Here is a 12737-nt window from a genome sequence, read left to right as displayed (position 1 = left end):
AAAAATTTCAATCTGCCCGGCTTGACGTGTCTGCTAAAGAGACAATAGTTAATACAGGGCTATATGCCCCAATACCTCTTCGAACAATGACATATATCGCCGAACTCGGCTCTTTCTGGAGTCGCTTTGATGATGATAAAAAAAATCAGTGGTCGCCATGCTGCTTCTTGCCTGGTGGGCGTTTCAGCCTGCCTGCTTATATGTAACACCGCTTTTGCGTGGCAACAGGAATATATCGTTTCAGATGCACAAAGTAATACGACAGAACGCTATACATGGGACGCCGATCACCAACCTCGTTATGAAGATATTCTCGCGGAGCGTATTAACCATTCGCAGAATGCTGCGGGCTTTGCGCTGAACGACCCATCCGGTTCGGATGCGGATACCGTTCTGAGCGTTGGCTGGAATTTTCCCGTGGCGGGGCATATCACAACCGGGCCGGTCATGGCGTGGCGCACAGAGGGCACTCCACCCTCAACGGTAAATACGTTTAGTGATACAACCACCGCGCAGTCGCTTACCGAACCCCTCTGGCATGCCAGCGTGAACTCGCTGGGGTGGCGTGTTGATACCCAGTACGGCGATTTACACCCCTGGGCGAAGATCAGCTACAACCAGCAGTCGGAAGAAGAATATTTGTATACCCTGGGCTTAAGCGCCAAATTTTAGGGTTGTTACTTTTTTAAACGCTGCGGTAACATATTTAATACAATAACGGCGAGGGGTGTGGTGATAGTGGTCACTCACCTTTAAACGTTTTCTTCTCCGGCAAGGTCGTTCATTCCCGCTTCCAGGCATTTCATTCCGTTTCTCCTGCATTTCATGCCGTTTTACCCCTGGCGTTTTGGGGTTTTGTTTATCGTGTCCTCAGCGAACTTCCTTAATTTCTCTTGCAGGATACTGCCATGAACACCTCAACCTATAACCGCACGCGCTGGCTGACGCTATTCGGCACCATCATTACTCAGTTCGCACTGGGTTCGGTCTATACCTGGAGTCTGTTTAACAGCGCCTTGTCTGATAAGCTCGGCGCGCCGATAAGCCAGGTGGCATTCTCCTTCGGCTTACTGAGTCTTGGATTAGCGATTTCCTCTTCCGTGGCGGGCAAACTTCAGGAACGCTTCGGCGTGAAGCGCGTGACCATGGCCTCCGGCATTCTGCTGGGCCTGGGCTTTTTCCTGACGGCGCATTCCAGCAACCTGATGATGCTGTGGCTGAGCGCCGGCGTGCTGGTGGGGCTGGCGGACGGCGCAGGTTACCTGCTGACGCTGTCGAACTGCGTGAAGTGGTTCCCGGAGCGTAAAGGCTTAATCTCCGCGTTTGCTATCGGCTCCTATGGCCTGGGCAGCCTTGGCTTTAAATTTATCGACTCTCAACTGCTGGCGTCCGTTGGCCTCGAAAAAACGTTCATGATCTGGGGGGCTATTGTCCTGGTGATGATTCTGTTTGGCGCCACGCTGATGAAAGATGCCCCGCAGCAGGAAGTGAAATCCGTTAACGGCGTGGTGGAGAACGATTTCACCCTCGCGCAGTCCATGCGTAAACCGCAGTACTGGATGCTGGCGGTGATGTTCCTGACGGCCTGCATGAGCGGTCTGTATGTCATCGGTGTGGCAAAGGATATCGCGCAGGGGATGGTAAAACTGGATGCCGCGACGGCGGCGAATGCGGTGACGGTCATCTCCATTGCTAACCTCTCGGGTCGTCTGGTGCTCGGTATCCTGTCTGACAAAATCGCCCGCATCCGCGTGATTACGCTGGGGCAGGTCATCTCTCTGGTGGGCATGGCGGCGCTGCTGTTTGCACCGCTGAACGAGGCGACCTTCTTTGCGGCGATTGCCTGCGTCGCCTTTAACTTCGGCGGCACCATTACCGTTTTCCCGTCGCTGGTAAGCGAGTTCTTCGGCCTGAACAATCTGGCGAAAAACTACGGCGTCATTTATCTCGGCTTCGGTATCGGCAGTATCTGCGGGTCGCTGATTGCCTCGCTGTTCGGTGGCTTCTACGTGACCTTCTGCGTGATATTTGCCTTGCTGATTATCTCGCTAGCGCTGTCCACAACGATTCGACAGCCGCAGCGCGAGGTGTATAAAGAAGCGCATGCATGATTCGATGAAAAGGGGCCTCAGGGCCTCTTTTTTTTATCTCAACATCACTTCCGGACTTGTTATTTTGTAAAAAATTTCCTCGATCACACTCTCTGCTGCCACTTTTCTTTCCCGCTGTGGTCTACTTATCGCGCTTGTAGACGTTTCTGATAACGGTTTCGCTCGCATCTACTTACTCTGTCAGCTTTCTCACTGAGATTCGGCGGGTCTTTATACCCCTTCCCCCAGGGTTGTTTGCATGAAATATATTAGGTCTCTTACCCAGCAAAGATTGTGTCTGATGCTGGCTGTCTATATCGGTTTGTTTCTGAATGGCGCGGTACTGTTCAGACGTGTGGAAGGTTATTTCGAACACCTCAGCGTAAGAAATGGAATTTTTGCCGTCATCGAAGTGTTTGGCTCTATCCTGGCAACCTTCTTCCTGTTACGCCTGCTCTCACTTTTTGGCCGACGTACATGGCAAATTCTGGCCTCGCTGGTGGTGATTATCTCTGCCGCCGCAAGCTATTACATGACATTCATGAACGTGGTCATTGGCTACGGTATTGTCGCCTCGGTGATGACCACGGACATCGACCTCTCGAAAGAGGTGGTGGGTCAAGGGTTCATCATATGGACGATTTTGACCTGCCTGATCCCGCTCTTCTTTATCTGGAGTAATACCTGCCGTTATACCCTGTTACGCCAGCTGCGTACCCGGGGACAGCGCATCCGCAACGTCGCCGTCGTTCTGCTGGCGGGCCTGCTGGTGTGGGCGCCGATTCGCCTGATGGAAAAACAGCAAAAACGGATCGAAAAAGCGACGGGCGTGGATATGCCGAGCTATGGCGGCGTGGTGGCTAACTCGTATCTGCCGTCCAACTGGCTGTCCGCGTTAGGTCTTTACGCCTGGGCGCAGGCGGACGAATCCAGCGATGTGAAATCGCTGATTAACCCGACCAAAAAGTTCACCTACCAGGCGCCGGCTGACGGGCTGGATGATACTTACGTAGTCTTTGTCATCGGTGAAACGACGCGCTGGGATCATATGGGTATCCTCGGTTATGACCGCGATACCACGCCGAAACTGGAGCAGGAGAAGAATCTGGTGGCTTACCGCGGCTATTCCTGCGACACCGCCACGAAGCTCTCGTTGCGCTGTATGTTTGTGCGTGAAGGCGGGGCGAGCGATAACCCGCAACGTACGCTGAAAGAACAAAACGTCTTTGCCGTGCTGAAGCAGCTTGGATTTAGCTCCGATCTGTTCGCCATGCAAAGTGAGATGTGGTTCTACACCAACACGCTGGCAGATAACATCGCGTATCGTGAGCAGATAGGTGCCGAGCCTCGCAACCGCGGGAAAAACGTGGACGACATGCTGCTGCTTGAGGAGATGTCCCAGTCTCTGAAGAATCACCCGCAGGGCAAACATCTCGTCATTCTGCATACCAAAGGGTCGCATTACAGTTATTACCAGCGTTACACGCGCGATTTCGCGAAATGGCAGCCTGAGTGCGTAGGCATTAATAAAGACTGCAGCAAGCAGGAGCTGATCAACGCCTACGATAACTCCGTTCTGTATGTGGATACCTTCCTGAGCCGCGTGATTGACCAGCTGCGTGATAAAAAAGCGATTGTTATCTACGCCGCAGACCACGGTGAGTCCATTAATGAGAAAGAGCACCTGCACGGTACGCCGCGCAAGCTGGCACCGCCGGAGCAGTTCCGCGTGCCGATGATCATGTGGATGTCGGATAAGTATCTTGAAAATCCGGAGAAAGCGAAGATGTTTGCGCAGCTTAAGAAAGAGGCGGAAATGAAGGTGCCGCGTCGTCACGTTGAGCTGTACGACACCATTATGGGTTGCCTCGGCTATACCTCACCGAACGGTGGGATTAACGAAAACAACAACTGGTGTAAACTCCCTGATAACACCGCAAAAGCCGCGCAGTAGCTGCTCTGGCGAGAATATCGCCAGTTGAATGGCTTTTTGAAAATAAGGGATTGACGGGGGCGCACCTCAGCAGTAAGATGCGCTCCGCATTCGGCGAGTAGCGCAGCTTGGTAGCGCAACTGGTTTGGGACCAGTGGGTCGGAGGTTCGAATCCTCTCTCGCCGACCACATTCTGAAAAGGGCTAACCGCAAGGTTAGCCCTTTTTGCATTAACGGCTTACTCATCCTGATTCAGTAAAATGCCCCTTATCCCCGCTTCTTCCTGCCTGTTAACGATTTTGTGACATAATCCATTGTATTTTTTTATATATAGATTGATCTTTTTTCGCGTTGCTTATGGATAACCTCAGCATTTTTCGCTGTGCGTTTTAACGTTCGCGGTATTTAGTGCTCAGATAATCACCATTCTGCAAGAAAATTTACCCATTCTGAATAAAAGTTAATCACTGATTGTTGCGAAATATGAAGATATTTGTGCTGCAAGTTGGCGAGTAGCATAAATTTCCCTGCTGAAAACTGGCGTTCAGGGTTTTTTTAATCTTTGTTTGCGGTTTCTCACACTCGGTGCAAATCCCCGTCACCTGTATTGACGTTTTCACATTCTGTTGACAGATTGTAGGGCATGAGGGGCATTTCAGGGACGATCTGCGCTGCAACTCAAACGCTCTTCTGAAAGGATTCTCCATCCCTTTAACGCCTTCGGGCACCTCCGACCGGACCGGGTAAAAAATAAATAAAGGTCTGGCGGCGTAACACAACAAAGCAAAACATCACATTGGAGCAGAATAATGAGTATTTCCTTGAAGAAGTCAGGGATGCTGAAGCTTGGTCTGAGCCTGGTGGCTATGACCGTGGCAGCAAGCGTACAGGCAAAAACCCTGGTTTACTGTTCTGAAGGCTCGCCGGAAGGCTTTAACCCACAGCTCTTTACCTCTGGTACGACTTACGACGCAAGCTCTGTACCTATCTATAACCGTCTGGTTGAATTCAAAACCGGCACCACGGAAGTGATTCCGGGTCTGGCCGAGAAGTGGGACATCAGCGAAGACGGCAAAACCTATACCTTCCACCTGCGCCAGGGCGTGAAGTGGCAGGACAGCAAAGAATTCAAACCAACGCGCGACTTTAACGCCGACGACGTTGTGTTCTCCTTCGACCGTCAGAAAAACGCCCAGAACCCGTACCACAAAGTGTCTGGCGGCAGCTACGAATACTTCGAAGGGATGGGTCTGCCGGACCTGATCGCCGAAGTGAAAAAAGTAGATGATAAAACCGTTCAGTTCGTGCTGACCCGTCCGGAAGCGCCATTCCTGGCTGACCTGGCCATGGACTTCGCCTCTATTCTCTCTAAAGAGTATGCGGACAACATGCTGAAAGCCGGCACGCCGGAAAAAGTGGACCTGAACCCAATCGGTACCGGCCCGTTCCAGCTGCTGCAGTACCAGAAAGACTCCCGTATTCTGTATAAAGCGTTCCCGGGCTACTGGGGCACCAAGCCGCAGATCGACCGTCTGGTCTTCTCCATCACGCCTGATGCGTCCGTACGTTACGCTAAACTGCAGAAAAACGAATGCCAGGTGATGCCGTACCCGAACCCGGCAGACATCGCGCGCATGAAGCAGGACAAGAACATCAACCTGATGGAGCAGGCGGGCCTGAACGTAGGCTATCTCTCCTTCAACACCGAGAAGAAACCGTTTGATGACGTCAAAGTACGTCAGGCGCTGACCTACGCGGTGAACAAAGAAGCGATCATCAAGGCCGTTTACCAGGGCGCGGGCGTTGCTGCCAAGAACCTGATCCCACCAACCATGTGGGGCTATAACGACGACGTTAAGGACTACAGTTACGATCCTGAGAAAGCGAAAGCGCTGCTGAAAGAAGCGGGCCAGGATAAAGGCTTTACCGTCGAGCTGTGGGCGATGCCGGTACAGCGTCCGTACAACCCGAACGCACGCCGTATGGCGGAAATGGTCCAGGCTGACTGGGCGAAAATTGGCGTTCAGGCCAAGATTGTGACCTACGAGTGGGGCGAGTATCTGAAGCGCGCCAAAGCGGGTGAGCACCAGGCGGTAATGATGGGCTGGACCGGTGACAACGGGGATCCGGACAACTTCTTCGCCACCCTGTTCAGCTGTGCGGCAGCGAAAGACGGCTCTAACTACTCTCGCTGGTGCTACAAGCCGTTTGAAGACCTGATCCAGCCGGCGCGTGCGACCGACGATCACAACAAACGTATTGAACTCTACAAGCAGGCTCAGGTTGTTATGCACGATCAGGCTCCGGCGCTGATTGTTGCTCACTCCACCGTGTATGAGCCCGTGCGTAAAGAAGTGAAGGGCTACGTGGTTGATCCACTGGGCAAACACCACTTCGAAAACGTATCGGTTGAATAATTAAAAGCAACGCCAGGCGGCGCTGCGCTTGCACTGGCCTACGGTATGTAGGCTGGGGAAGCGTAGCGCCACCCGGCAGCAGTGCTTTATTGCCTCTCTGAAAGGGGAGGGAATAAGATTTGTGAGCAATACAGACGTCACGCCACTGGCCGTGCGTCATCAGAGAGAATCCGGGTTATGTTGCAGTTCATCCTCCGACGTCTGGGACTTGTTATCCCGACGTTTATCGGTATCACCCTTCTCACTTTTGCCTTCGTCCATATGATCCCCGGCGACCCGGTAATGATTATGGCGGGCGAGCGTGGTATCTCCCCTGAACGTCATGCGCAGCTGCTGGCTGAACTCGGCCTCGATAAGCCGATGTGGCAGCAGTACCTCCACTATATCTGGGGCGTGATGCACGGTGACTTAGGGATTTCGTTAAAAAGCCGTCTTCCGGTGTGGGACGAGTTCGTGCCGCGTTTTAAAGCGACGCTGGAGCTTGGCATCTGCGCCATGATTTTCGCCACTGCGGTGGGTATTCCTGTTGGGGTACTGGCTGCCGTTAAGCGTGGCTCTATTTTCGACCATACCGCCGTGGGTCTGGCGCTGACCGGTTACTCCATGCCTATCTTCTGGTGGGGCATGATGCTGATCATGCTGGTCTCGGTGCAATTGAACCTGACGCCGGTCTCCGGACGCGTCAGCGATATGGTCTTCCTTGATGATACCAATCCGTTAACCGGCTTTATGCTGATCGACACGGCCATCTGGGGCGAGGAGGGCAACTTCATTGATGCCGTTGCGCACATGATCCTGCCTGCCATGGTACTGGGCACCATTCCTCTGGCGGTGATCGTGCGTATGACCCGTTCCTCCATGCTGGAAGTGCTGGGTGAAGATTACATCCGTACCGCGCGCGCCAAAGGTTTAACCCGCATGCGCGTCATCATCGTCCACGCGCTGCGTAACGCCATGCTGCCGGTGGTGACCGTTATCGGCCTCCAGGTGGGTACGCTGCTGGCGGGGGCGATCCTGACGGAAACCATCTTCTCCTGGCCGGGCCTCGGACGCTGGCTGATTGATGCGCTGCAACGCCGTGACTATCCGGTGGTGCAGGGTGGGGTGCTGCTGGTCGCGACGATGATTATCCTCGTCAACCTGCTGGTCGATTTGCTGTACGGCGTGGTGAACCCGCGTATTCGTCATAAGGAGTAAGGGGCCATCATGTCACAGGTTTCTGAAAACAAAGCTGTTGCTGCACCGGTTCCAATGACGCCGCTGCAGGAGTTCTGGCACTACTTCAAGCGCAATAAAGGCGCGGTAGTCGGGCTGGTGTATGTCGCTATCATGATTCTGATTGCGGTGTTTGCGAACTTTCTGGCGCCATATAACCCGGCGGATCAGTTCCGCGATGCGCTGCTGGCACCTCCTGCATGGCAGGATGGCGGTAGCCTGGCGCACCTGCTGGGTACCGATGATGTGGGCCGCGATGTGCTGTCGCGTCTGATGTACGGCGCGCGTTTGTCGCTGCTGGTTGGCTGTCTGGTGGTGGTGCTCTCCCTGATTATGGGGATCATCCTCGGCCTGGTTGCCGGTTACTTCGGCGGCATCGTTGATAACATCATTATGCGTATCGTCGACATCATGCTGGCACTGCCAAGCCTGCTGCTGGCTCTGGTGCTGGTGGCGATCTTCGGCCCGTCGATCGGTAACGCCGCCCTGGCGCTGACCTTCGTGGCGCTTCCTCACTACGTGCGATTAACACGCGCGGCGGTGCTGGTGGAAGTGAACCGCGACTACGTCACCGCCTCTCGCGTGGCGGGTGCCGGTGCGATGCGCCAGATGTTCGTTAATATCTTCCCTAACTGCCTTGCGCCGCTGATCGTTCAGGCGTCGCTCGGTTTCTCTAACGCCATTCTTGATATGGCCGCTCTTGGCTTCCTGGGCATGGGTGCGCAGCCGCCAACACCGGAGTGGGGCACCATGCTCTCCGACGTGTTGCAGTTCGCACAAAGCGCCTGGTGGGTTGTCACCTTCCCGGGTCTGGCAATCCTGCTGACGGTGCTGGCATTTAACCTGATGGGTGATGGCCTGCGTGATGCGCTTGATCCCAAACTGAAGCAGTAAGAGGCACGAGATGGCGTTATTAAATGTAGATAAATTATCGGTGCACTTCGGCGACGAAGGCACCCCGTTTCGCGCCGTGGACCGCATCAGCTACAGCGTCAATCAGGGCGAAGTGGTTGGTATCGTCGGGGAGTCCGGTTCCGGTAAGTCGGTGAGTTCACTGGCAATCATGGGGCTGATTGATTACCCGGGCCGCGTGATGGCGGAAAACCTGCAGTTCAACGGTCAGGACCTTAAGCGCATTTCTGAGAAACAGCGCCGCCAGCTGGTGGGCGCCGAAGTGGCGATGATCTTCCAGGACCCGATGACCAGCCTGAACCCGTGCTACACGGTCGGCTTCCAGATTATGGAAGCGATTAAGGTGCACCAGGGTGGTAACAAGAAAACCCGTCGCCAGCGCGCGATCGACCTGCTGAACCAGGTGGGTATTCCTGACCCGGCATCGCGGCTGGACGTATACCCGCACCAGCTTTCCGGTGGGATGAGCCAGCGCGTGATGATCGCCATGGCGATTGCCTGTCGACCAAAGCTGCTGATTGCGGATGAACCGACAACGGCGCTGGATGTGACCATTCAGGCGCAAATCATCGAGCTACTGCTGGAGTTGCAGCAGAAAGAGAACATGGCGCTGGTGCTGATTACGCACGATCTGGCGCTGGTGGCCGAAGCGGCACACAAGATCATCGTGATGTACGCGGGCCAGGTGGTTGAGACCGGAAATTCGCACGATATCTTCCGCGCGCCGCGTCATCCGTATACGCAGGCACTGCTGCGCGCGCTGCCGGAGTTTGCTCAGGACAAAGCGCGTCTGGCGTCGCTGCCGGGCGTGGTTCCGGGCAAGTACGACCGTCCGCAGGGCTGTCTGCTTAATCCGCGCTGCCCGTATGCCACGGACAAATGCCGCGTTGAGGAGCCAGAGCTGAATCTGCTGGCCGACGGTCGACAGTCAAAATGCCACTACCCACTCGATGATGCCGGGAGGCCAACACTATGAGTACGCAACAGGCCACCACGCAGCAGCCGCTGTTGCAGGCCATCGACCTGAAAAAACACTACCCGGTGAAAAAGGGGATTTTTGCCCCTGAGCGCCTGGTGAAAGCGCTGGACGGCGTGTCATTTACCCTCGAACGCGGTAAAACGCTGGCGGTGGTGGGGGAGTCAGGTTGCGGGAAATCGACGCTGGGCCGTCTGCTGACGATGATTGAAGTCCCGACCGGCGGTGAGCTTTATTATCAGGGCCAGGATCTGCTCAAGCATGACCCGCAGGCGCAGAAGCTGCGCCGCCAGAAAATCCAGATTGTGTTCCAGAACCCGTACGGTTCTTTGAACCCGCGTAAAAAAGTGGGACAGATCCTGGAAGAGCCCCTGCTGATTAACAGCAATCTGAGCAAAGAGCAGCGCCGTGAAAAAGCGCTGGCGATGATGGCGAAGGTCGGCCTCAAAACCGAGCATTACGACCGCTACCCGCATATGTTCTCCGGCGGCCAGCGTCAGCGTATCGCCATCGCACGCGGTCTGATGCTTGACCCGGACGTGGTGATTGCCGATGAGCCGGTGTCGGCGCTCGACGTGTCCGTGCGCGCGCAGGTGCTGAACCTGATGATGGATCTCCAGCAGGATCTGGGGCTGTCTTATGTGTTCATCTCTCACGACCTGTCGGTGGTAGAGCATATTGCCGATGAAGTGATGGTGATGTATCTGGGGCGCTGCGTGGAGAAGGGGACCAAAGAGCAGATCTTTAGTAATCCTCGTCATCCGTACACCCAGGCGCTGCTGTCTGCGACGCCGCGTCTGAACCCGGACGATCGTCGCGAGCGCATTAAGCTGACGGGTGAACTGCCAAGTCCGCTGAATCCGCCGCCGGGGTGTGCCTTCAACGCGCGCTGCAGCCGCCGCTTTGGCCCGTGCACCCAGCTTCAGCCGCAGCTGAAGGATTATGGCGGTCAGCTGGTCGCCTGCTTTGCGGTCGATCAGGATGAAAATGGCGAGAAGCCGCACGCATAACGAAAAAAAACCGGCGCTAAGCCGGTTTTTTTATGTCTGCCTGACTATTTTCGCAGGCGAATCTGGTCGACGGCGTGCTTCTCGCTCTTGGTGAGGATCAGGCTCGCACGCTCGCGCGTCGGGAGGATGTTCTCTTTGAGGTTCACGTAGTTGATCTCATTCCACAGCCCTCTGGCCACATTAATCGCCTCTTCTTCAGAAAGCTGGGCGTAGTGGTGGAAATAGGAGTCCGGGTCGGTGAATGCCCCTTCGCGGAACTTCAGGAAGCGGTTGATATACCAGTTCTGCAGCAGATCTTCCGGCGCATCAACATAAATAGAGAAATCGACGAAATCCGAAACGAACACATGATGCGGGTCATGAGGATAGTCCATGCCGCTTTGCAGCACGTTCAAACCTTCAAGGATCAGAATATCCGGCTGGACTACCGTTTTATCCCCATCCGGGATGCGGTCGTAAATCAGGTGTGAATAGACCGGCGCCGTGACGTGCGGCACGCCAGATTTCAGGTCAGAGACAAATTTTACCAGACGGTGCATATCATAAGAGAGCGGGAAGCCCTTCTTCTTCATCAGCCCGCGTTCTTTTAAGACCTCGTTCGGGTGCAGGAAGCCGTCGGTGGTGATCAACTCAACGCTGCGGTGTTCCGGCCAGCGGCTCAGCAGCGCCTGCAGCACGCGTGCGGTAGTGCTTTTACCCACGGCCACGCTGCCCGCAATACTAATGATATAAGGAATGCGCTGACCATTGGTTCCGAGGAACTGCTCCAGCACCGCCTGACGGCGCAGGTTGGAGCTGATATAGAAGTTAAGCAAGCGAGAGAGGGGGAGATAAATTTCTGCCACCTCTTCCAGGGACAGATCTTCGTTTATCCCTTTTAACCGTGCGATTTCACCTTCCGTCAGCGTCATAGGGACGGAATCACGCAGGGCAGCCCACTGGCTGCGGTTAAAGTGAAGATAAGGCGTCATTAACGTTTGCTCTTTTTTGCTCATAAGCATGCTTCAGTGAGCCAGCGCTATGCTGCCGGGACGTGGCTCATCACACAGTTAATTTTGGACAATGGGCAGGAGGTTAACACCAGATGGCGGGAATAATAAGAAAAAAGATGGAAAGCGCTGCGTTACGCGGAAGCCGTCACGCTACGGTGTATGCGATGTAAATCATGCCTGTATGTTGATTATTTGACCCGGAATGGCTACTTTTACATCGCTTAGCGCTGCGTTCGCATAAAATGTGAGCGAAAGAACGTTTTATGCAAATTTTTAGTTGCATGACCGCGCAGGTATCCATAGAATGCGCGCTACTTGATGCCGACTTAGCTCAGTAGGTAGAGCAACTGACTTGTAATCAGTAGGTCACCAGTTCGATTCCGGTAGTCGGCACCATCAAGTCCGGTGGGGTTCCCGAGCGGCCAAAGGGAGCAGACTGTAAATCTGCCGTCACAGACTTCGAAGGTTCGAATCCTTCCCCCACCACCACTTTCTGGCAGCGTAAATGCCGCCGGAGCTGGTTGGAAAAATTAGCCAGCTCAAACTGAAAAAGAGAGAAATCTCTTTTTTTGTTACAGAAAGAACTGGGTAGCCGAGTTTCAGGATGCGGGCATCGTATAATGGCTATTACCTCAGCCTTCCAAGCTGATGATGCGGGTTCGATTCCCGCTGCCCGCTCCAATACGTGCTGATATGGCTCAGTTGGTAGAGCGCACCCTTGGTAAGGGTGAGGTCCCCAGTTCGACTCTGGGTATCAGCACCACTTCACTTCTCCTTCCCGTTTCTCTCTGTTTCAATTTTACTGTATTCAACAATTCAGGCATTTCGCCTGGTTGATGTGGTGATATCACCGATTTATCCGTGTCTTAGAGGGACAATCGATGTCTAAAGAAAAGTTTGAACGTACAAAACCGCACGTTAACGTCGGTACTATCGGCCACGTTGACCATGGTAAAACAACGCTGACCGCTGCAATCACTACCGTTCTGGCTAAAACCTACGGTGGTTCTGCTCGTGCATTCGACCAGATCGATAACGCACCAGAAGAAAAAGCTCGTGGTATCACCATCAACACCTCTCACGTTGAGTACGACACCCCGACTCGCCACTACGCACACGTAGACTGCCCAGGCCACGCCGACTATGTTAAAAACATGATCACCGGTGCTGCTCAGATGGACGGCGCGATCCT

General features: G+C 54.3%; 10 protein-coding genes and 5 tRNA genes. 14 read left to right on the top strand and 1 reads right to left on the bottom strand.

Translation table 11 applies throughout. The features are described from left to right. Positions 1–129 precede the first annotated feature (129 nt). From IM265_RS18755 to dppF, 9 genes are all read left to right on the top strand, one after another. Entirely contained in the window at positions 130–672 is a 543-nt protein-coding gene (locus tag IM265_RS18755) for a lipase (RefSeq protein WP_193031600.1), read from the top strand. 236 nt (positions 673–908) lie between these two features. Continuing rightward, entirely contained in the window at positions 909–2111 is a 1203-nt protein-coding gene (locus IM265_RS18750; protein ID WP_028015089.1) for an MFS transporter, read from the top strand. 238 nt (positions 2112–2349) lie between these two features. Further along, positions 2350–4044: a kdo(2)-lipid A phosphoethanolamine 7''-transferase gene (eptB, locus tag IM265_RS18745; RefSeq protein ID WP_063943229.1), complete on the top strand. Its 1695-nt coding sequence runs from the start codon at positions 2350–2352 to the stop codon at positions 4042–4044. Between the two features lie 91 nt (positions 4045–4135). After that, a tRNA-Pro gene (locus IM265_RS18740) sits at positions 4136–4212 on the top strand. 620 nt (positions 4213–4832) lie between these two features. Next, positions 4833–6440 (top strand): dipeptide ABC transporter periplasmic-binding protein DppA, encoded by a 1608-nt coding sequence (dppA, locus tag IM265_RS18735; protein WP_028015091.1) that lies wholly within the window; start codon positions 4833–4835, stop codon positions 6438–6440. 177 nt (positions 6441–6617) lie between these two features. Further along, positions 6618–7637 carry a dipeptide ABC transporter permease DppB gene (gene dppB, locus IM265_RS18730; RefSeq protein WP_193031602.1) on the top strand — a complete coding sequence of 340 codons (1020 nt, stop codon included), beginning with the start codon at positions 6618–6620 and terminating at the stop codon, positions 7635–7637. Positions 7638–7646: 9 nt separating this feature from the next. Then, positions 7647–8549 (top strand): dipeptide ABC transporter permease DppC, encoded by a 903-nt coding sequence (gene dppC, locus IM265_RS18725; RefSeq protein WP_028015093.1) that lies wholly within the window; start codon positions 7647–7649, stop codon positions 8547–8549. A gap of 10 nt (positions 8550–8559) precedes the next feature. Further along, positions 8560–9543 (top strand): dipeptide ABC transporter ATP-binding protein, encoded by a 984-nt coding sequence (gene dppD / locus IM265_RS18720; RefSeq protein WP_041911597.1) that lies wholly within the window; start codon positions 8560–8562, stop codon positions 9541–9543. Next, a complete protein-coding gene (dppF, locus tag IM265_RS18715; RefSeq protein WP_028015094.1) occupies positions 9540–10553 on the top strand; it encodes a dipeptide ABC transporter ATP-binding subunit DppF in 1014 nt (337 codons plus the stop codon). The genes dppD and dppF overlap by 4 nt, the downstream gene beginning before the upstream one ends. A 44-nt stretch (positions 10554–10597) precedes the next feature. Here dppF and coaA read toward each other — a convergent pair whose 3' ends face one another. Then, positions 10598–11548, bottom strand: coding sequence for a type I pantothenate kinase (gene coaA, locus IM265_RS18710; RefSeq protein WP_032644951.1), 951 nt, complete (start codon positions 11546–11548; stop codon positions 10598–10600). Positions 11549–11865: 317 nt separating this feature from the next. Between coaA and IM265_RS18705 the strand changes: the two genes are divergently transcribed. The 5 genes from IM265_RS18705 to IM265_RS18685 form a co-directional block, all read left to right on the top strand. Next, a tRNA-Thr gene (locus IM265_RS18705) sits at positions 11866–11941 on the top strand. An 8-nt stretch (positions 11942–11949) separates the two neighbouring features. Continuing rightward, positions 11950–12034 (top strand) — tRNA-Tyr (locus tag IM265_RS18700). A 117-nt stretch (positions 12035–12151) separates the two neighbouring features. Beyond that, positions 12152–12226 (top strand) — tRNA-Gly (locus tag IM265_RS18695). A 6-nt stretch (positions 12227–12232) separates the two neighbouring features. Further along, a tRNA-Thr gene (locus IM265_RS18690) sits at positions 12233–12308 on the top strand. Between the two features lie 118 nt (positions 12309–12426). Further along, on the top strand, positions 12427–12737 hold a 311-nt coding region (locus IM265_RS18685), incomplete at its 3' end, for a GTP-binding protein (protein ID WP_020686859.1).

The organism is Enterobacter cloacae complex sp. P17RS (genome assembly GCF_014895885.1).
In the GTDB taxonomy this organism is placed as follows: Bacteria; Pseudomonadota; Gammaproteobacteria; order Enterobacterales; family Enterobacteriaceae; genus Enterobacter; species Enterobacter bugandensis.
The sequence above is the reverse complement of the archived record's forward strand: the minus strand, read 5'-3'. Positions and strand labels throughout refer to the sequence as shown.